Here is a 20,138-nt window from a genome sequence, read left to right on the forward strand (position 1 = left end):
GCGTCACGCAGAAGCTGGGGTGAGGGCGAGCCACTGGGCCATCAGGTCGAGTTCGGCGTCGAGTTCGGCGCGATCGCTGACTCCCCCGCGGCCCGGCTCCCAGGTGAGGCGCTGGACCCTGAGCAAACCAGCGGCGCGGTCGGCCTTGAGGTCAACCCGACCGACGAGGCCCTCACCGAGCAGGAAGGGGAGGACGTAGTAGCCGTGCACGCGTTTGGCCTCCGGCACGTAGATCTCGAGCCGGTAGTCGAAGTCCCAGAGTGCACGCACCCGATCCCGTTGCCAGACAAGGGAATCGAAGGGACTGAGCAGCGCTCTCGCGTGCACCTTCCGCGGCACTCGCGCCTCGCGGTGGAGGTATGCCGGCCGCCTCCATCCCTCCACCCGCACCTCCCGCAGCACGCCGGTTTCCACCAGTTGGGCGATCGCGGGACGAGCCTGCTCGGGCCACAAGCGGGCATAGTCCCGCAAGCACTGCTCGGTGCCGATGCCGTGGGCCCGGGCACCCAACTCGATGAGCGCGACGAAGGACTCTTCCGGACTCGGCGGGTCCGAGAGCACCTCGCGGCTGCGCGGGGGCACCACGCGCGCGGGCACGGCATACCGACGCTCGAACTGGGTGGTGCGTCCCGCGGAGGTGACCTCACCGGACCAGAAGAGGTGCTCGAGAGCGCGTTTGACCACGGACCAGTTCCACCCCCAGTTCTCGCGAGGGCGGTCGTGATCGTGGGTCATCCGAGCCTCGAGTTGACGCGCGGTGAGAGGGCCGCGGGCGGCCACCTCGGCCAGGACCGCTGCCACGACGTCCGGGTGCTCTCGGGCCACACTTTGCATCCCGCCCCAGGCATCCTGCTGGGCGCGGTCCATCCGGAAGCGGAAGTGCCGCCAGACCGGCCACGGCACGAGGCTGGCTTCGTGAGCCCAGTACTCGCCGACGTGGCGAGGGGCGCGATCCCTCAGCGCATCGAGCAGACCGGTGTCGTAGGGACCCAGTCGGGAGAAGAAGGGGAGGTACTGACTGCGGGCGAGCACATTGACACTGTCGATCTGGACGATGCCGACGGTGTCGATCACCCGCTTGAGGTCCCGGACCGTGGGGGCACTGCTCGGCCGTGGCCGCGCGAATCCCTGTGCGGCCAGGGCAATCCGCCGCGCACGGTCGCGGCTGATCACCTCGGGTGACATGGCCGACATCGCCGCGCTCAGTCCTGGTCGAGGAGATTGGTGCGCATCGCGTACATCGCTGCCGCGACCCGGCTGTGCATCTGCAACTTGTCGAGGATGTTGCGGATGTGGTTCTTGACGGTGTTCTCGGAGATGAACAGCGTCTTGGCGATCTCCTTGTTCGCCGCGCCGCGGGCCACGAGTCGCAGCACCTCGATCTCGCGATCGGTGAGTTTGGGACCGCGTTCCCGCTCCTTCGCCTTCCGCGACAATCGCCCGAACTCGGTGACGAGCATCGCCGCCATCTGCGGCGGGATCATCGAGTGCCCGGCGTGCACGGCCCGAATCCCGTCGATGACTGCCTCGGCGGGCTCGTCCTTGAGCAGGTAGCCACTGGCTCCCGCCCGCAGGGCGTCGAAGAGGTCGGCCTCCTCGTCGCTCATGGTGAGCATGAGGATCTTGGCCGAGGGAACGAGGTCCTTGATGCGCCCACAGGCCTGGATGCCGGTCAGGACGGGCATGCGGACATCCATCAACACCACGTCCGGCACCAACTCGACCGCGAGGTCGACCGCCTCGGCCCCGTTGCGACCCTCCCCGACGACCTCGAGGTCATCCTCCTGTCCGAGGACCACCTGCATTCCCCGGCGATAGAGGTCGTGGTCGTCAGCCACGAGTACGCGCAACCGGTCGATGCCCACGGGCGGCACAGCGTTCACGGCGACCATGCTTGCACGGACCGCCGACGAGGCAAGGTCAGGATGCCGCTTCTTCGGCATTCTCGGCGTCGTCGCCCCCCGCAGACCGGCGAAGATCCAGGTGAAGGACGCCATAGGACCACCCGTGGCGCCGATAGACCACGCTGGCCTTGTCGGTCTCGACGTCGTGGAAGAGGTAGAAGTCGTGACCGACGAGCTCCATCTCACGCAGAGCATCGGCGAGGGTCATCGGCGCCGACGTGTGGATCTTCTCCCGCACCTCGACGGGACTGTCGTCGAAGCCGTCACCACCATCAGGTGCCGACTCCTCGGGCGCGGGGCTCACCGACGGCTCGGCCGCCCAACTGCGCGCTGTCGCACTCGCGACCGATTCGGGGCTGCGCCGACCACGCCGCACCTGGCGCCGGTCGTTCTGCCGGCGCAGGCGTTCCATCAACTTGTCGAGCGCGACGTCGAGCGCGGCATACGGGTCCTCTTGGCAGGCCTCCGCGCGCACCACCGGCCCCTTGTCGTGGCACGTGATCTCGACGCGTTCGCACGCCTTGGCCTGCCGGCGGTTGGGTTCATGGCTGACCATGACCTCGACCCGGCGGGTCCGGGGGGCGAGTTGCGTGACCTTGGCCAACTTCTCGGTGATGTGCTGCCGGAAGCGGTCTGAGACGTTCACGTGACGGCCGGTGACGACAATGTCCACAAGTCCTCCTTGGGGCTTCGACTGGTGATCTGCGCGGGCGCACCGAACCCGATGATTGGGGCCGCACCACCTCCCGAGGGGATGTCCGTGTCCCCTGACGCTAGTCGGGTTCGCGGTCGCGGACAACCGGTTGTCGCTGGGTCGCGGCGAGCACCGCCGCACGAGGGTGTGCGCCACACTCCCGGAGGACCCGCGCCGCCTCGACGAGGGTGGCGCCTGTCGTCATGACATCGTCGACAATCACCACCTGCCGTCCCTCGAGCCGGCGCCCCAGACCCGGTGACGGCATCATCGACTCGCGCAGGTTCGCGGCACGGGCTTCCCGATCGAGTCCGGCCTGGTCCGCCGGTGACCGCGCGAAGACAACGGCCCGCCACACCGGCGGCGGATCCGCGAGCCGAGCAGTCGCCGCCACCACCAGGTCCTCGACCGGGCGATCACCGCGGTGACGTCGGCCTCGCGATGAGCCGGGCACGGGGACCACGACAGGTGACGCCGTCGCGTGGACGGCCACCCGGAGGGCACCGGCCAGGACGTCGGCGAGCAGGTCGACCAGGTCGCGGCGACCTTGGTCCTTGTAGGCCGTCACCAACCCCCGAAGCGGCTCGACGAGGGGAGCGGCGGTGATCGTCGTCGGGAGCCCCGGAGGGCAGGGGGTCGGGGTGGCCCGGGAGGGAAACGGCAGGCGCGCCCGGGAGAAATCGTGGCGGCAGGGGCGACACAGGACGTCAGCCGGCTGCCCGCACGACGCGCAACGGCCGGGCAGGAGAAGCCCGACCACGGCGCGAGCCACATCACCCACCGAGCGCCGCATCCCCATGCGCCCAGCCTTGCGCCACCGCCGCTGCGGAACCAATCCGTCCGAGCCGCCTGTGGACGACGCCCACATCGCGAGACGCCTGTGGATCACCGCCCGGGGACGAGCACCTCGGCACCTTCACCGGCGGACAGCCACAACTGCCCGGCACGCACGAGCACGTGACCGCTGCCGTCGAGCACGACGAGACCACGCTCGTTGTCGGCCGATGTCAGGGAGAGCGCAGCCGGCGTGTCGGGCAAGGACAGCGAGGTCCCGTCCAGCGAGAGCACGACCGGTCGGGTCACCCCTCCCTCTGCCGTGGCGAGCGTCGCAACACTCGTGGAACTCAACCACACCACGGCCTGCTTGCGGCCCACCTGCGCCCCGAGTTCGACCGGCTCGGCCAGACTGGTCGGCGCCGCTCCCGCCCCGCGGACAACGCCCGCAACGAGCAGTCGCGACGCGCCGCCCTCGGTGCCCACGAGCAGTGCCACGCGCTCACCGTCAGGGCTGACCTTCACGGCCTGGACGGCCTCGCCGGCGAGCCAGTCGGCGCTGACCTCACGCGGCGCAGCCGTGGCTGGGGCCTCGGCCAGACTGATGACCCGAACCGGGTTTCCGTCGCTGCGGCCACCGATGGCTGTCCACAGATAACCCCGGCTGTCGAAGGTCGGGGGGGCGAGGGAGGACCCGAAAGGGGCAACGTCGTAGCGGTCACGACCTCGCCACCTCGCCAGGTTGTTCCCGTCACGGGTGAGCGCGGCCACGTCACGAACATCAGCCGACACCGCCACCGAGGTCCATGCCGCACCGATGGCGGGCAGGTCGTCACGGGCCGGGGCGGCGGACTTGGGGTCCTGTCCACTGATCGGCGCCTCGGTGTCCAGGGGCCACAGTCGGTCGCCGCGTCGCACCAGCGGGGCTGCCGTCGTCAGGGGGATCGGGGCAAAGCCCACCTGACTGGGATCCGACACGGGCACGGACGCACCCGGCGGCTCGATCGCCGAACCGTCGACCTGGAGGGTGACCGACACGACGCTCGGATCCTGGGTGAGGGTGGCCACGAACTGGGCCCAGAGGTTCTGACGAATCGCTTGGTCCGCCGGGGGCCTGACCGACAGGTCCACCGTCGCGACCCCGTCGACGACCGAGACGGACTCAGCGGCCAACCGGGTGCCGGCCGGCACGGCCGTCGTGGCGACCCCGGCAAGGGCGTCAGGCACCGGCGCCAGCTGGGCGCGAGCCAGCCGCGAGGTCAGGTGATCGAGGGGGAACCAGCGGAGGTCCTGGATCAGGGAGCGTCGGTCCACCGCGACGTAGTTCACCGCATACGGCTGGACCAGGCGCCCGACATCCGCACCGGCGAGCCACCGCGCGAAGCCGTCGGGCAGTTGCGCGATCCTCCACTCCCCCTCGATGCGGGCGAAGCGGAAGGTGGCCTGGACGGTGTCGCCGGGCGCAGCCGCGGCATACCGGCCGTCGGCGCTGATCCTCGCCAAGGCCGGCACGGTGACGGTCGTGGTGGCGTCGTCCACCGTGTGGATCGCCACGTCCGCCTCGGTCGAGAAGACGAGGATCTCGCCGTCGGGCACCCAGGACTTCGCGGCGTCAGGGGTCAGGAAGGACCGGGCGGTGTCGTAGTCGCCATCGCTGGCGGCACCGCTGCGCAGGAATCCCCTGATGATCGACTCGGGCGTGGCGCCGTTGACGGGGCCGGGAAAGAACACGCGCACGCGGGGTGCGTCGGCCCCCCCGACCTCGAGACCGGGCTGCACCGGAGAGGTTCCCCCGATCCCCGCGCACCCGGAGAGCCCCAGGAGCGCGGCGACAAGCACCAGGAGCACAAGCCGCGGACGTCTCACGCCGACACCTCGTCCGGGTCCAGCGGCAAGGGTGCGAGGGTGATGGACTCGCCGGATCGGCGGGGCAGCGTCAACCGGAACCTGGCACCTTCCCCGGGGCGCCCCCAGGCCTGCAGCCAGCCGTTGTGCAGGCGTGCATCCTCGAGGGCGATGGCCAGTCCCAGTCCGGTCCCACCCGTCGTGCGGGCCCGAGCCGGGTCGGCTCTCCAGAAGCGGTTGAAGACCAGCGAGGCCTCCCCCGCTCGGAGTCCGACACCGCGGTCCTCGACCACGACGGCGACCGCGTCACCATCGGAGCGAGCCGTGGCCACGACCGGATGACCTTCGCTGTGTTCGATCGCGTTGACCACCAGGTTGCGCAGGATGCGCTCGACCCGCCGCTCATCGACCTCGGCCTCGCAGGGCGTGTTGGGCAGGTCGAGAGTGAGGTGCGTGCCGCGTCGATCAGCCAATGGCCGGGCCGCGTCCACCACCTTGCGCAAGGTGGTGCGCAGGTCAACCGGTTCAAGATCCAGGTTGGCGGCACCGGCATCGAATCGGCTGATCTCGAGCAGGTCGGCGAGGAGGGACTCGAATCGGTCCAGTTCCCCTTGGAGCAGCTCGGCCGATCGAGCCACCGAGGGCTCGAAGTCCTGCCGGCTGGAGTGGATCAGGTCAACAGCCATCCGGATCGTCGTCAGTGGGGTGCGCAACTCGTGGGACACGTCGGAGACAAAGCGTTGCTGGACCCGCGAGAGCCCCTCCAGTTGGCGGATCTGGCTCTGCAGCGAGTCTGCCATCTCGTTGAAGGTCGTGGCGAGCAGGGCCAGATCGTCCTCACCGTGCGACGCCATCCGCTCGTTGAGCTTCCCGCTCGCCAGCCGCTCGGCGACCGCGGCTGCGCGACGCACCGGGGTGACGACCTGACGCGTCACCACCCAGGCGATGGCGCCGACGAGCACCGACAGGATGAGTCCGGCGATCAGGAAACTGTTCTGGATGAACTCCATCGTCGCCTGTTCCTGGCGCATCGGGTAGACGAAGTACAGGTCATAGGCGCCGGCCGAGGGCACTTGGATCGAACTGCCGACCATGACGGCGGGCACCCGCGCGCCGTCGATGATGACATCGCTGAGTTGCGTCTGCTGAGTGCCGGGGTGATCGTTGACCGCCTGCTTGAGCTCACTGCGGATCGAGGCCAGGCCGAGGGACCCGGACTCGACCGTCGCCAACACCGTGGGGTTGGTGTTGCCGATGCCGCGAGTCATGATGACGTAGCGGTTGGGGTCCGGATCCGAGGGACGCAGGCGCGCCATGATGTCACCGGCCGCGATGTTGAGCTCGCCGACCGTGCGCGCCGTGGATGACTCCCAGCGGGTCTGCGCCTCCCGCGACAGGGTGCGCGCGTCGTATTGGCTGGCGGTGATCTTCTGGTCCTTGAGCCCGCGAGCGATCTCGTTGTAGAGGTAGGCCCCGAGGAGGCCGATGACCAGCACACTGAGCAGCACCGTCGTCGCCACGACCCGCAGCTGCAGTGACTGCCGCCACTCACGGACCGCGCGACTCGAGGTGGTCCGCGCCGCACGTTCGAGGCCGCGCAGGCCGGACGAGCTGGCCGTGCGGAATTGTCGCAGGTGGCCGGCGAGCGTGGGTGTGGTGCCCGCCTCCATGATCAGGCCGGGCCGGCCTTGTAGCCGACGCCGCGAACGGTGACGACGACCTCGGGGCGCTCCGGGTCCTTCTCGACCTTGCTGCGCAGGCGCTGCACGTGGACGTTGACCAAGCGCGTGTCACCGGCGTGGCGGTAGCCCCAGACCTGCTCCAGCAACACCTCACGGGTGAAGACCTGCCACGGCTTGCGGGCGAGGGCGACGAGCAGGTCGAACTCCAGGGGCGTGAGACTGAGCGGCTCACCATCGCGTTTGACCGAATGTCCGGCGACGTCGATGGTCAGGTCACCGATCTGGAGACGCTCTGGCTCCGGGTCGTCACCGCGGCGAAGCCGGGCCCGCACCCGGGCGATGAGCTCCTGGGGCTTGAACGGCTTGACGACATAGTCGTCAGCCCCCGACTCCAGCCCCAGCACGACATCGACGGTGTCGGTCTTCGCGGTGAGCATGACGATCGGGACCCCGGACTCGGCGCGGATCCGCCGGCACACCTCGAGGCCATCGATTCCCGGGAGCATGACGTCGAGCAGGACCACATCGGGGCGTGACTCACGGAAGGCGGCAACGGCGGACGACCCGTCGGCCACGTGGGTGACCTCGAGACCCTCATTGCGCAGGACGATGCCGAGCATCTCGGCGAGCGCCAGGTCGTCGTCGACGATCAGGATTCGTCCCTTCACCTTCTGCGCTCCCTCTGTGCGGCGGTCCGGACAATCTTCACACATCGGCCCGTGATCACCAGGCGGGATTCCCCGAAGCGGGTATGCCGCGCCGCCGGCGACCTTACCCTTCCCCCATGCCCGGAGAGGTTCGCCAAACACTCGACCTTTCGACCAAGATCCGGCTCGGGTTCGCGGTCGTCGCGCTGAGCAGGTCAGGGCAGGGCCGCCCCCATCCCCGGGCAAGTGGTCTTCAACGATCCCTACCCTGCACTGTCCAGCCGTCCGTGGATCCAACAGCCTGGGCGGATGGCTCTTGCTCACCCAGCCGAACCTGACCGTGGCGGTCGATACTCGGACCTACCTGTACGACTATGACTACTTGGTCGCCCAAGGCAGGGCGCGGGGGCTCCGTCCGGGATGGCAGGCGTTCGTGGCGGCCACCGGTGCCGGCGCAGCGGTCCTCCCCACCGAGGACCCGATGACCCTGGCGTTGGTCCAGCAACTCGATTGGACAGAACGTCAGAGGACCGACGGCTACACTCTGTTGGTCGCCCCCTGACATGGGTATGCCGCGCGCCCGGGCGGGCGCGCGGCATACCGAAGCCGTTGTGTGAGTTGAGAACTCAGTAGCGGTAGTGCTCCGGCTTGTAGGGGCCGGCGACGTCGACGCCGAGGTACTCGGCCTGCTCCTTGGTCAACTCGGTGAGTTCCACACCCAGGGCCTCGAGGTGGGCGCGGGCGACCTTCTCGTCGAGGTGCTTGGGGAGGGTCTTGACCTCCGGCTTGCCGTCCTCGTCGACGTACTCCTCGGTCTTGGTGAAGAGCTCGATCTGGGCGATCGTCTGGTTTGAGAAGGAGTTCGACATCACGAAGCTCGGGTGACCGGTCGCGTTGCCCAGGTTCATCAGGCGGCCTTCGGACAGCACGATGATCGAGTGGCCGTCGGGGAAGGTCCACTCGTGGACCTGCGGCTTGATCTCGGTCTTCTCGATGCCTTCGATCCGGGCCAGGCCGGCCATGTCGATCTCGTTGTCGAAGTGGCCGATGTTGGAGACGATCGCCTTGTTCTTCATCGACGCCATGTGCTCGGCGGTGATGACGTCGTAGCACCCGGTGGTGGTGACAAAAATGTCGCCGTACGCGGCGGCCTTGTCCATCGGGACGACCTGGAAGCCCTCCATCGCGGCCTGGAGCGCGCAGATGGGGTCGACCTCGGTGACGACGACGCGCGCGCCCTGGCCCTTGAGCGCGTCGGCGCACCCCTTGCCCACGTCGCCGTAGCCCGCGACGACGGCGGTCTTGCCGGCGATGAGCACGTCGGTGGCGCGATTGAGTCCGTCGATGACCGAGTGGCGGCAGCCGTACTTGTTGTCGAACTTGCTCTTGGTCACCGAGTCGTTGACGTTGATGGCCGGGAAGAGCAGCTCACCGGACTTGGCGAGCTCGTAGAGGCGGTGGACGCCGGTCGTGGTCTCCTCCGTGACGCCCTTGATGCCCTTGGAGATCTCCGTCCACTTCGTGGGGTTCTCCGCGAGGGTGCGGCGCACGAGCGCCTTGAAGACGCCGAACTCCTCGGAGTCCTCCTCGGTGGTGGGCGGCACCTGGCCGGCCGTCTCCCACTCGCGGCCCTTGTGGACCAGCATGGTGGCGTCGCCGCCGTCGTCGAGGATCATGTTCGGGCCCTCGCCACCGGGCCAGGTGAGGATGGCGTCGGTGCACTCCCAGTACTCCGGGAGGGTCTCGCCCTTCCACGCGAAGACCGGCACACCCTGCGGGTCCTCGGGGGTCCCGTTCGGGCCGACCACGACCGCCGCCGCGGCGGCCTCGTCCTGCGTGGAGTAGATGTTGCACGAGGCCCAGCGGACCTCGGCGCCGAGCGCGGTGAGGGTCTCGATGAGGACGGCCGTCTGGACCGTCATGTGCAGCGAGCCGGCGACACGGGCGCCGGCGAGCGGCTTGGAGTCTCCGAACTCCTCGCGCAGCGACATCAGGCCGGGCATCTCGTGCTCGGCCAGGCGGATCTGGTGGCGGCCGGCCTCGGCGAGGCCAAGGTCTCGCACCTTGAAGTCGAAGGACATGACAAATCTCCTTGGGGAAGGTGGCTGACCCGGCGCCGCCCATCTGGGCTGGAGGTGGTGGGTTATCGCCCACGCCGGCAAGGTTCGATTCTACCGGTTCGCCGACCCCCCATTAGCCTTCACCCATGAGTGGTGGCCTCTTCGCGCTCCTGGACGACATCGCCGTGCTCGCCAAGGCGGCGGCGGCCTCGATCGACGACGTCGGCGCGGCCGCGGGCCGGGCCAGCGCCAAGGCGGCCGGTGTCATCGTCGACGACACCGCGGTGACCCCGCGCTACGTCCAGGGCCTGGACCCCAAGCGCGAGCTCCCGATCATCAAGAAGATCGCCATCGGCTCCCTGCGCAACAAGTTGCTCTTCATCCTTCCGGCCGCCCTCCTGCTCAGCCAGTTCCTGCCGTGGGCCCTCACCCCCCTGTTGATGATCGGTGGCACCTACCTCTGCTTCGAGGGTGCCGAGAAGATCTGGGAGAAGATCTCACATCACCCCGAGGGCCAGGCCGACGAGCTCCACGAGGGCGGGCAGGTCGCCGACGAGAAGGACATCGTGTCCGGCGCCGTGCGGACCGACTTCATCCTCTCCGCCGAGATCATGGTCATCTCGCTCAACGAGGTCGCCAATGAGCCACTGCTCTCGCGGGCCGTCATCCTCGCGATCGTGGCTCTTGCCATCACCGCTCTCGTCTACGGCGTCGTCGCGCTGATCGTCAAGATGGACGACGTGGGGCTCAACCTCGCAGCGCGTGGGAACGGCGTCGCGAGCCGCCTCGGCCGGGGCATGGTCGCTGCCATGCCCAAGGTGCTCACCACGCTCAGCACGGTCGGGATCGCGGCGATGATCTGGGTCGGCGGCCACATCCTGCTCCTCGGCCTCCACGACCTGTCGGAGATGCTTGGCTGGCACGTCCTGGCCCTCCCCTACGAATGGGTTCACCACGCGGAGGAAGCCGTCCATGGGGCGACCGGCGCGCTCGGCGGCCTCCTGGGCTGGATCACCAACACGATTGGTTCGGCGATCCTCGGCCTGATCGTCGGCGCCATCGTCGTCGCCGTGCTGCACCTGCTTCCCCAGCGCGCCCGCGTCGCGGCGGAAGCCCACTGATGGGTATGCCGTCCGCCCACGGCACGCTCCCCTGGTCACCAGCCGCTGAGCACCCCGAGCTCCTGGCCGACGCCACCGCGGACGCTGTCGCCTCGTGCCCGAGCGCCCAGGTGGCGCCCATCGACGACACCCTCGCGGACACGGCCGCTTTCTGTGCGGCATACGACGTGGCCCTGGGTTCGTCGGCCAACTGCGTGGTCGTTGCCGGACGCCGCGGTGACCGCGAGACCTACGCGGCCGTCATGGTGCTGGCGACCCACCGAGCCGACATCAACGGCGTGGTGCGGCGCCACCTCGACGTCCGCAAGATCTCCTTCGCGCCGCGCGAGGAAGCGACCGGGCGAACGGGCATGGAGTTCGGTGGGATCACGCCCATCGGGCTGCCGTCGGACTGGCCGGTCCTCATCGATCGGGCGGTACTCGAGGCGGGGCCGGTCGTCGTCGGCTCGGGCCTGCGGCGCAGCAAGATCCTCCTCGACGCCGCAGATCTGGCGGCGCTGCCCTCCGCCGCGGTCCTCGACCTCGCATCCCCGCTGGCCTGACCCACCCCACCCCCCCACCCGGCACGGGACCGAAACCCAACGTCTGCGTGACGCAGACGATCGCAACCCACGCAGCAATAACCGGTCGCAATCCCAGCTTCCGCGTGACGCAGAAGTTGGTTTCAGTGATCGGTGCGGCGACGCAGGTCCGCCACGTGCGGTGAGTCCGTCGGGTCCACGCCCAGTCCGAGGGCGGCATACGTCACGGCGTAGTCACCCAGCGACATCAGCGAAGCAAGCCGGACCAATGGGGCTCCGGCGCTCGCCTCGATCTCGCGCACCTTCACACCGGCGTCGCGAGCAGACTCGGCCACCGCTGTGGCCAGGTTGACGCGATCGGCCTCGACGCGGGTGAGCCGTGACGGATCGGGCGACGCGTCCCGCACGAGCAGCAGGCTGAGCGGCAGCGTCGCCGGGGCGTCGAGGTAGGGGTCAGCGAAGATGTCCGCGTCCGGTCCGCGTGGGGCTCCAAACCGACCGGCACCCGCGAGCGGGCCGTCGAAGCACGCGACGACTTCCGCGGCAGCATCGGGCAGCGTGCCATGCGTCGCGGGGATCCGGGCAGTCCGGGCCAAGCCGGACGCCAGTCGACGCCCGGCGACCCCCGCCAGGGGCCCGTCGGCCAGCACGATCGGGATGACGCCGGAGAAGGCCATCGCAAGGTCCTTGGCCGGATTGACGAAGGATTCGCTCGACGGTCGGCATTCATCGGCTCTGGCCTCGAGCAATGTCGCCACCGACTCGAGGACCTCCTCGCCGACCTCGACCAGACCCAGGCGCCCCGCGGCATACAGGGCCGGAGTGAGCAGCGACCACAGCGCTGTGCGTGTCGACGACGCGGTGCTGACGAGGTCGACGTGGGTGCCCCGCGCCCGCGCGCACACGTCGGCGAGCGGGCTGTCGGCGGCACCGATGGTGAGCAACTGCGCGCCTCGCCGCGCCGCCTCATGCGCGAGCGCGAGGGGTCCCGCCGCCCGACCGGATTGGGAGACGGCGATCACCAGGTCCAGTGGACCCACCCAGCCCGGAAGGGGCGCGGAGTGGCGCGTCGTGACGGGCACCGGACTGTGTGGCTCGGCCAGCAGGTCCAGAACGTCCGCGACGACCGCGGAGCCGCCGATCGCCGCGACGAGCACCGAGCGAGGTCGGTCCTGCGGGCTCCAGGAGTCGATGCCGGCCTCGCGGGCGGCGAGCAGCGAACGCCTGACCTGGGCACCGGAGGTCGCGAGCGACCGGAGCGCCTCCTTGCGGTCCAGCGCCTCGAGCGCCGCGACGTCGTCGAGTCGCGCCTCGTCCAGCCAGGTCATGGTCGAGTCATTCGGGGCGTCGGGCCTCGTCGATGAGCAGGACCGGTATGCCGTCGTCGAAGCGATACGCCAAGCCGCACTCGGCGTTGGTGCAGACCAGCTCCGCCCCGTCCGGACCGGTGTCGTCGCGCAGCTCGGACCGGCACTGGGGGCAGCGCAGGATCGCGCGCAGCCACGGCTCGATGGTGCTCATCGGCCCTCTCCTCTCACGATGGCGAGCACGTCATCACGCACCCGTTCCATGGTCTCGGTGTCGGCGGCCTCGACGTTGAGGCGCAGCAGCGGCTCGGTGTTCGAGGCGCGCAGGTTGAGCCACCACATGGCATCCCCTCCACTGCCGGCATGGGTCAGCGTGAGGCCGTCCAGGGTGTCCTCGGTGACCTCGTGGTCGGCTGCCCAGGCCCGGACCTTCTCCGTGGCGGCGGCCGCATCGCTGACGGTGGAGTTGATCTCGCCCGAGGCCACGTAGGCCGAGTAGTCGGCCATCAGCTCACTGAGCGGACCATCCTGCTCGCCGAGGGCGGCAAGCACGTGCATGGCCGCGAGCATGCCCGTGTCGGCGAACCAGAAGTCGCGGAAGTAGTAGTGGGCGCTGTGCTCCCCGCCGAAGACGGCCTCATGCTCGGCCATCTGGGCCTTGATGAACGAGTGCCCAACCCGCGTGCGCACCGCCCGCGCGCCCTCGGCGGCGATGATCTCGGGCACCTGCGCCGACGTGATGGCGTTGTGCACGATCGCCACGTCCGAGGCGAGACGTCCGGCGGCACGTTCCTTGCCGATCTCGCGCCGGGCGATCATGCCCGTGATCGCGCTCGGGCTCACGGCTCCACCTCGTTCATCGACGACGAAGCAGCGATCCGCATCACCGTCGAAGGCCAGGCCCAGGTCCGCACCCTCCGCGACGACCGCCGCCTGGAGGTCGAGGAGGTTCTTGGGGTCGAGCGGGTTGGCCTCGTGGTTGGGAAAGGAGCCGTCGAGTTCGAAGAAGAGCGGCACGATCTGAAGCGGCAACTCGGGCAGACCTGCCGCCGTGCCGAGCACCGCGGGCACGGTGTGTCCGCCCATGCCGTTGCCCGCATCGACCACCACCTTGAGGGGGCGGATTGCACTCAGGTCGACCAGCGAGCGCAAGAAGGTGCCGTAATCGGCAAGCACGTCCTGCACCCGGACGGTGCCCTCGGGCTCGATGGCGCGGATCTCGGCGGAGCCGTCGAGGAGTTCCTGGGCGAGGTCTCGGATCTCGGCCAAGCCGGTGTCCTGCCCCACGGGTCTCGCGCCGGCCCGGCACAGCTTGATTCCGTTGTATGCCGCGGGGTTGTGGCTCGCGGTGAACATCGCGCCGGGCAGGTCGAGGGACCCACTCGCGTAGTAGAGGCCGTCGGTGCTCGCCAGACCGATCTCGATGACGTCAACCCCCCGGCTGGTGACCCCCCGCGCGAAGGCCCGGGACAGTTCGGGTGATGAGTCACGCATGTCGTGGCCGATGACGACCGCGCGCGCAGCCTCGCGCACGGCGACCACTTCGGCGAAGGCGGCACCGAGGGACCACGCGGCATCGACGTCGAGTTGTTCGGGCACCAGGCCACGCACGTCGTAGGCCTTGACGAAGTCGGTCAACGGGGGGCGGCTCACGAGGTCAGAGGCTACTTGACCACGGACCGGGACGGTCAGCCGGTGCTCAGTCGCGCAGGGTGCACTCAGGGGGTGTCGTCGAGCCCGGGCAGGACGCGCAGGTGCCCCCGAGCCCGCCCGAGCGTCTCGAGCGACGCGGGCCTGGTCTCGACGGGCTCGGTCCGGTCAGCGCGAGTGGCCCGATGGGCCGGTCGCTCGCGGACGGCATCCACGACGGCAAGCAGGTCATCGGTGTCGGTCACGACGACGTAGCCATCGGAGGACAGACGGACGATGTCCCAGCCACGCGGAGGCGTCAGACGCATCGCGTGGTCGGCGCAGAGGTCATAACTGTGCGGCTCGGCGTGGGTGGCCAAGGGGCCCACGACGACGGCGCGATCGCCATAGGCATAGGTCAGGGTCGCCACGGCCGGCTGGCGGCACGCGGTCTTGCTGCACCCACGCGCGGAAGTCACGCAGCGACTCTAGGTCACGGTGACGCCGAGCGACGCCCGGCACGCCGACCCGTGGTCGTAGCATGCTGGGCATGACCACGACCCCGCCGGCGTCACCGGCTGGCCGGAGTCGACCGGCCCGGGACCGTCGCGGACGGGGCCTGCGTGGCCCCTTGGCGTGGCCACCGGTCCCGACGATGACCACCCGTCGTGACCGCTTCGACGACTTGGTGCTCGCCGCGGCCGAGCGTGCCCGCCCCTGGTTGGGCAGCCGACACGGTGACATCTCGTTCGCGGTCGAGGAGGTCCCCCCGGACGATCCCGCCGCGTGGGAGGTCCGGGCCACCAGCCTGGGTCGGCTCGTCGGGACTCGTTCCGAGCGACGGATCGTGATCTACCGTCGTCCCGTCGAGGCACGCGCTGGCAGCCAGTCCGAGGTCGCCGCCCTGATCCGCGATGTGGTGGCCGAGCAGGTTGCGCTCGTTCTCGGAGTCCCGCCGGACGAGATCAGCCTCTGACCGCCGGACCGCGCCGGTCAGGGAAGCGGTGAGGCCGAGGTCGTCGAGGCCTCGAGGAGGACATCGAGCAGCGGTGTGGCAGCCAGCAGGCGGGTCGGGCCGGTGCCGACGGCGCTCAGGACGGCCCCGTGGACGCCCTCGCCGCTGTCGCGGCCCTCGCCGGTAGCCACCCAGACGGACTGCGCACCGGTGAGATCGACGAGGACCAGGGTGTCGGCGGGCAGCGAGACATCCTTGGCCGTGACCGTTTGCCCACGGGTGATCACGGTCACCGTCGCGTCCGCCCCGCTGCTCACGAGGGCGAGTTGGCGGGTCCCCGCGCCGAGTTCCGGCAGAGGCAGGCCAAAGAGTGGTCCGAGGGTGGCCGACGCGGGGGTCCACGCGAAGTCACCCGGTTCGCTGGCCGCACGGGCCGCAGAGAACACGGCGGTGACAACCGGGAGGTCGGCGTTGATCTCGACCGCGTAGGTTCCGGCCGGGACATCGGCGAGGGGGATGTCGACACTGGAGCCGCCGGCGATTCTCTGCACACCGCCCCCGGGGAGCGGGGCGGCTCCGCTCGTCGAGACCAGCCGAGCATTGACGACGGCCTCGGTGTCTCCGGGGACGGCGACCCGAAGCACGCCGGCCTGCGCCAAGTCGGCCACCGGGACCAGTTGTCGAATCGCTGGGGCGGCAGCGGCCGTGGTCGTCTCGGCGCCGGCCGGGACCGAGCCGTCGAGCCAGGTATCGGCCAACGCCGGCACCACCGTGCCACCCCGCACGGTCACGTGCACCGTCGGAGAAGCCTCACCGGCGGCCACGGCGTCCAGGAGCACGCTGGTTCGCCCACGACCGGGAACCACGATCCCCCGCCCGTTCTGGGAGGCCACGATGCCCTTGGCGCCCAGCACGGTTACGTCGACGGTGACCTCGTTGGCGCCTGGGTTGGCCAGCAGGAGTCGTTCCTGGCGTCCGGCGTCGCCGCCGCCTGCCACGAGCCAGGCATCGGCCACCGGTTGACCGCAGCCGGCCAGTGACAGGCCACGAAGATCGTTGGTATCACTCGAATACTGCTGCGCCGCAATGAGTCCGGGTGCAGATCCGTCGTGCCCGGTGCCGGTGACCGTTCCGGGCTGACCGGTCGACACCCCTGCGACGCGCCCGGCGGTCGTCGTGCGGGAGCCATCGGGTGCGGCGAGGTCGATGGAACCGGGGTCGGTGATCCCGCTGACCTCGGCCGGTGGCGCCTCCGCCCGCACCGTGACCTCTTGGAGCTGGTCGGGGACGTCGCGCAGGCCGCTGAGTTCTGGCCCCACGCAGTGGACCGAACTCGTGGTCGGGCGGCTGAGCGGCGTGGTGCGCTGCTGCTCAGACGGCGACGCGCCGGCGAAGTCGACGACGGCGGTCGACGACGTTGCCGCGACGGTGAGCCCGACCAGTGCAAGTGCCGCGAACCCGGCCCGGATCCACCCGATCTCGCGGGGCTTCACGACCGGCTCCTCGATGCGCGGCTGCCGAACGGAATGGCGAGGAAGAGCACGATCCCCAGCAGCGCGAACTGCAGGAGCCGCCAGCCGTGATGTGGGTCCATCAGGCTGATGTCAAGGGTTCCTTCGCCCGGTGTCAGACGGTAGACGGCTCTCTCCCCGGGCTCGGGCGCCACGACCTGACCCAGCCAGATGACCTGCGCGTGGGCCGACCACCCCTGGCCCTCGGCCACAGTGAGTCGCGTGTCGTCGCCGGTCACGGTCAAGGTGGTGGTGGTCGCCGCATGGATACCCGTGGTCGGCACCAGGACGGTCGAGTGGCCCGTGCCGTCGCTGAGTTGCAGGCGCGGTGGGGCCACGGGTCGCGTGTTCTCGGCGCCGGACGCGGTGACCCGCCAGTAGTTCCACCCGTCGCGCGCCACCAGACGGGTCATCCCGTCGGCGGAGTCGAGCGCCCTGGTCAGCCCCGGATCGGCGCCCTCGGTCAGGGCCACGACACCGATCGCGAACTGCTGCAGGGCGGCGGCACCTTCGCCGTCATCGAGCAGGGCCGAGACGGTGGGAGCCAGGACCGCGTCATCGGACCGATCCACCGGGAGCGAGCGCGCGACGTCCGTGATCTCACGGGACACGAGGCGATAGCCGACCCCGTCCCCGCCCGGGAGGAGGAACAAGGTGCGTCCGGCGACGTCTCCCTGCGCGTGTTCGACGGCGACCGCGGGCCGCGGATCCTGCCAAGCCACCAGGCCGACGCCCAGACCGGTCACCACGAGCAGTCCGCCGGCAAGGACCCCCGCCAACCCCAGCACGGCTGTTGCGCCCGAGCGCACGGCGCGGGACGAGCGCGTTGCGCCCTCTGGTTGCTGCCAGACCAGGAGTGCCCCGCCCAGGAGCGCGATGAGAAGGAACATCATGGGCAGACCGACCCACGGTCGGACCGGGTCCACCCCCTCCCCCGCCGACGTCAGAGCCACCCTGGGGGCGATCAGGACGGCACCCAGCGCGATCAGGGCCGTGGCAGCGGCGCCGGTGGCGACGCTCCGCACGCCGGTGCCACGGGCCCACCCCAGCACCGCGAGCACAGCGATCGCGCCGACCGTGGCGATCGACCAGACCTGAGGATCCGGCGCGAGTTGGAGCAACCCGAGTTGCCATGGCTCGAGGGTCTCGTCGACGCGGGAGGTGAGCCCCGGCCCGGCCAGGGCCAACTGAGGGTGGCTCCACACCGTGGCCGTCCAGGGCCCCAGGAGCACTCCCGGCACCACCAACGGCACGACGGCACGCAAGCGCGCGGCGGCGGTGGGCGCCGCCAGGACGAGAAGGAGCGCCACCGCCATGACGAGCAGGAGCGCGACCGGAGCAAAGGCCCCCAAGAGGGCGGCCGCGAGAGCAGTCGCCCAAGCCGCGGTGGCCGTGCCCCGCGGACGGGCGAGCAGGACCAGGCCGGCGGTTACCGCGGGCAGGAGCACATGGGCAACGACCGCGCCCACTCGACCTTCGCCGTAGACCTGCGCCATCGGGCCAACCGTCGCCCAGGCGAGAGCAGCGGCGGCACGCGGCCAGCGGGCCAAGGTGATGACCCGGCCCGCGGCATACGCACTGATCGTGGCGAGGACGGGGCCGGCGACGAGCAGCAGCCCGACAACCAGGCCCCCCGGGGAGGTGAGGCCTGCGAGTCCGGGGAGGTGCTCGACCACCCAGGTCGGCAGGGCCAGCACGGCCAGGTGCGGGCCGCCGATGAGTTCGGTGGCCGACCCCAGACCCGCGCCCCGCCAAGGGTCGGTGGCCGCATGCCAGAGAGCGGACGAGGTGAGGCGCCCGCCCAGAAGTTCGCCGCCAACGGGGCCGCCCCCCAGGCCGGCCAGGAAGGGAAAACCGAGGGTCCGGCCGGCGGCCGCGAAGACGGCGGCCACGACAACAGTGGCCAGCAGGCCAGGATTGGTCAGCGCTTTGAGCGCACTGGAGCGGCTCAGTTCCGGGGGTCCGTCCTCCACCGTTCCACGACCCGGCACGACCGCCTGGTGGACCTGGTCGGCCAACCTCGCGCGGACCTGGGCGGCGGACACGAAGAGTCCCTGCAGGTCGCGGCGGCGCACCGGTGCGGCTCCGCGCGTCCGCAACCAAGCTGGCACCACCCGAAAGGGATCCAGAGCGAAGACATCGGCGAGAGTGGTCCACGCCGATCGAGGTCGCTTCGCCAACAGCAGGCCAGCAGCGCCGGCGATCGAGGACACCAGCAACCACACGGCCAGAAGCGGTGCGCCCCACCAACTTGCGCGAGTGAGCGCGACCCGGCGTCCGGCGCGCCGACGAGCACCGGTGGTGGCGGTTGCATCGCCCAGCCCGTCGGCGACCCGGACCGTCGTCTGTGGGTGGACCAGGACACGGCGGCCCAGGCGTTGGGCTCGCCAGCCGAAGTCGAGATCGGCACCGACGTCCCCGAACGTGCGCTCCCAGCCACGCAGATCCCGGATGAGGGCGGCTTCGATCAGGGCGCCGGTGACCGGCACGGCGAGCACATCTGCGCGGCGGTCGAATTGGCCCTGGTCGGCCATCCCATCGGGCGGGTCCGGCACGATGCGGCCAGATCGGGTGGCGGAAATGCCGACACTGCGCAGGCGGTGAGGATCCGTGGCCTGCACCAGCTTGGGGCCGACCACCCCCACGGAGGGTGACCGCCGGTGCGCCCCCAAGAGTTCGGCGAGCGCGGTCGCCGAAGGGGTCACGCCCGAGCCCAGCACCCACACGAGCCAGCCCGTCGGGTCGTCGAGGTCGAGGACGGTGGCGTGAACGGCGGTCCGCACGGGGACAGGGCCGGTCCTGTGCACGAGGACTTCGCTGTCCGGCAAACGAATCCGCGCCAAGGGCTGCAGGTCCACCGGTGGCCTGCCCGGGTCGCTCTGGCGTCGGTCGACGAGGACTACTCGCTCGGGGGTGACGGTCTGGGCGGCCAGCGCATCCAGGGCGGCGTTCACACCATCATCGCCGTCGCCGGTGACCACGAGGGCAGCAACCCTCGTCCGCGCCGGCGTGGGCGAGGAGAGAGTCGTGTCAGACAGGGTCAACGTCATGGGTGGCGAGGGCGGCGGCGGCCGCGCCGCTCAGACGGCCCGCTTCTTGAGCTTGCGACGCTCGCGCTCGGAGAGGCCGCCCCAGATGCCGAAGCGCTCGTCGTTGGCCAGCGCATACTCCAGGCACTCGGACCGGACCTCGCACCCGATGCAGACCTTCTTGGCCTCGCGGGTGGATCCTCCCTTCTCCGGGAAGAAGGCCTCCGGGTCCGTCTGGGCGCAGAGCGACCGCTCCTGCCACGACAATGCTTCCTCGTCCGAGACGAGCGAATCGATCACCATCAACTCACGCATCTGTTGCCTCCTCGACCCAATCGACCCTCGACCACTGCGTGCGCGACAGCCCTACGACCGACCCGCGAGACGGCGGACATCCGCTCCCGCCGCTGAACCACAATGATGAAATTACACGCGTGTCTGGATGATTCGTCAAGCCGC

Annotated in this window: 19 protein-coding genes; 4 read left to right on the plus strand and 15 right to left on the minus strand. The window is 70.1% G+C overall.

Annotation, left to right across the window (positions count from 1 at the left end; all coding sequences use genetic code 11):
- Positions 1 to 3: 3 nt before the first annotated feature.
- The 7 genes from BN10_RS04480 to mtrA form a co-directional block, all read right to left on the minus strand.
- Positions 4 to 1,194 carry a winged helix-turn-helix domain-containing protein gene (locus tag BN10_RS04480; protein ID WP_010849978.1) on the minus strand — a complete coding sequence of 397 codons (1,191 nt, stop codon included), beginning with the start codon at positions 1,192 to 1,194 and terminating at the stop codon, positions 4 to 6.
- An 8-nt stretch (positions 1,195 to 1,202) separates the two neighbouring features.
- Positions 1,203 to 1,892 carry a response regulator transcription factor gene (locus tag BN10_RS04485; protein WP_040752520.1) on the minus strand — a complete coding sequence of 230 codons (690 nt, stop codon included), beginning with the start codon at positions 1,890 to 1,892 and terminating at the stop codon, positions 1,203 to 1,205.
- A gap of 28 nt (positions 1,893 to 1,920) precedes the next feature.
- Entirely contained in the window at positions 1,921 to 2,577 is a 657-nt protein-coding gene (gene hpf / locus BN10_RS04490; protein WP_010849980.1) for a ribosome hibernation-promoting factor, HPF/YfiA family, read from the minus strand.
- 100 nt (positions 2,578 to 2,677) lie between these two features.
- On the minus strand, positions 2,678 to 3,397 hold the full coding sequence (locus BN10_RS16185) for a ComF family protein (RefSeq protein WP_156917133.1): 720 nt from the start codon (positions 3,395 to 3,397) through the stop codon (positions 2,678 to 2,680).
- Between the two features lie 86 nt (positions 3,398 to 3,483).
- Positions 3,484 to 5,238, minus strand: coding sequence for an LpqB family beta-propeller domain-containing protein (locus tag BN10_RS04500; RefSeq protein WP_010849982.1), 1,755 nt, complete (start codon positions 5,236 to 5,238; stop codon positions 3,484 to 3,486).
- The gene (gene mtrB, locus BN10_RS04505) at positions 5,235 to 6,887 is read right to left on the minus strand and encodes an MtrAB system histidine kinase MtrB (RefSeq protein WP_010849983.1); all 1,653 of its coding nucleotides are present in this window, start codon (positions 6,885 to 6,887) and stop codon (positions 5,235 to 5,237) included. Before mtrB ends, BN10_RS04500 begins: the two co-directional genes overlap by 4 nt.
- A gap of 2 nt (positions 6,888 to 6,889) precedes the next feature.
- The gene (gene mtrA / locus BN10_RS04510; protein WP_010849984.1) at positions 6,890 to 7,567 is read right to left on the minus strand and encodes an MtrAB system response regulator MtrA; all 678 of its coding nucleotides are present in this window, start codon (positions 7,565 to 7,567) and stop codon (positions 6,890 to 6,892) included.
- Between the two features lie 295 nt (positions 7,568 to 7,862).
- Between mtrA and BN10_RS04515 the strand changes: the two genes are divergently transcribed.
- On the plus strand, positions 7,863 to 8,108 hold the full coding sequence (locus tag BN10_RS04515; RefSeq protein WP_010849985.1) for a hypothetical protein: 246 nt from the start codon (positions 7,863 to 7,865) through the stop codon (positions 8,106 to 8,108).
- Between the two features lie 64 nt (positions 8,109 to 8,172).
- Here BN10_RS04515 and ahcY read toward each other — a convergent pair whose 3' ends face one another.
- Positions 8,173 to 9,627 (minus strand): adenosylhomocysteinase, encoded by a 1,455-nt coding sequence (ahcY, locus tag BN10_RS04520; protein ID WP_010849986.1) that lies wholly within the window; start codon positions 9,625 to 9,627, stop codon positions 8,173 to 8,175.
- A gap of 125 nt (positions 9,628 to 9,752) precedes the next feature.
- On the opposite strand from ahcY, the gene BN10_RS04525 reads away from it, so the two are divergent.
- Complete coding sequence (locus BN10_RS04525; RefSeq protein ID WP_010849987.1) at positions 9,753 to 10,727, plus strand: DUF808 domain-containing protein; 975 nt, start codon at positions 9,753 to 9,755, stop codon at positions 10,725 to 10,727.
- Entirely contained in the window at positions 10,727 to 11,269 is a 543-nt protein-coding gene (locus BN10_RS04530) for a YbaK/EbsC family protein (RefSeq protein ID WP_010849988.1), read from the plus strand. Before BN10_RS04525 ends, BN10_RS04530 begins: the two co-directional genes overlap by 1 nt.
- 122 nt (positions 11,270 to 11,391) lie before the next feature.
- On the opposite strand, the gene BN10_RS04535 is transcribed toward BN10_RS04530, so the two are convergent.
- The 4 genes from BN10_RS04535 to BN10_RS04550 all read right to left on the minus strand — a co-directional run bounded on the left by BN10_RS04535 (position 11,392) and on the right by BN10_RS04550 (position 14,663).
- Positions 11,392 to 12,576, minus strand: coding sequence for an SIS domain-containing protein (locus tag BN10_RS04535; protein ID WP_010849989.1), 1,185 nt, complete (start codon positions 12,574 to 12,576; stop codon positions 11,392 to 11,394).
- Between the two features lie 7 nt (positions 12,577 to 12,583).
- The gene (locus tag BN10_RS04540; protein ID WP_010849990.1) at positions 12,584 to 12,769 is read right to left on the minus strand and encodes a Trm112 family protein; all 186 of its coding nucleotides are present in this window, start codon (positions 12,767 to 12,769) and stop codon (positions 12,584 to 12,586) included.
- Positions 12,766 to 14,208, minus strand: a complete 1,443-nt coding sequence (locus BN10_RS04545; RefSeq protein ID WP_010849991.1) for a phosphomannomutase/phosphoglucomutase — start codon at positions 14,206 to 14,208, stop codon at positions 12,766 to 12,768. Before BN10_RS04545 ends, BN10_RS04540 begins: the two co-directional genes overlap by 4 nt.
- A gap of 65 nt (positions 14,209 to 14,273) precedes the next feature.
- Positions 14,274 to 14,663, minus strand: a complete 390-nt coding sequence (locus BN10_RS04550) for a DUF3499 domain-containing protein (RefSeq protein ID WP_010849992.1) — start codon at positions 14,661 to 14,663, stop codon at positions 14,274 to 14,276.
- Between the two features lie 71 nt (positions 14,664 to 14,734).
- On the opposite strand from BN10_RS04550, the gene BN10_RS04555 reads away from it, so the two are divergent.
- Positions 14,735 to 15,160 (plus strand): metallopeptidase family protein, encoded by a 426-nt coding sequence (locus tag BN10_RS04555; RefSeq protein ID WP_010849993.1) that lies wholly within the window; start codon positions 14,735 to 14,737, stop codon positions 15,158 to 15,160.
- A 17-nt stretch (positions 15,161 to 15,177) separates the two neighbouring features.
- Here the strand turns inward: BN10_RS04555 and BN10_RS04560 are convergent, their stop codons facing one another.
- Genes BN10_RS04560 through BN10_RS04570 form a run of 3 tightly spaced genes read right to left on the minus strand, consistent with a single transcriptional unit; the run spans position 15,178 to position 19,994 of the window.
- Positions 15,178 to 16,632 (minus strand): DUF5719 family protein, encoded by a 1,455-nt coding sequence (locus BN10_RS04560; protein WP_010849995.1) that lies wholly within the window; start codon positions 16,630 to 16,632, stop codon positions 15,178 to 15,180.
- Positions 16,629 to 19,700, minus strand: a complete 3,072-nt coding sequence (locus tag BN10_RS04565) for a glycosyltransferase family 2 protein (protein ID WP_010849996.1) — start codon at positions 19,698 to 19,700, stop codon at positions 16,629 to 16,631. Before BN10_RS04565 ends, BN10_RS04560 begins: the two co-directional genes overlap by 4 nt.
- A 30-nt stretch (positions 19,701 to 19,730) precedes the next feature.
- Positions 19,731 to 19,994: a WhiB family transcriptional regulator gene (locus BN10_RS04570; RefSeq protein WP_010849997.1), complete on the minus strand. Its 264-nt coding sequence runs from the start codon at positions 19,992 to 19,994 to the stop codon at positions 19,731 to 19,733.
- Positions 19,995 to 20,138 lie beyond the last annotated feature (144 nt).

This window comes from Phycicoccus elongatus Lp2, assembly GCF_000367525.1.
Classification (GTDB): domain Bacteria; phylum Actinomycetota; class Actinomycetes; order Actinomycetales; family Dermatophilaceae; genus Phycicoccus_A; species Phycicoccus_A elongatus.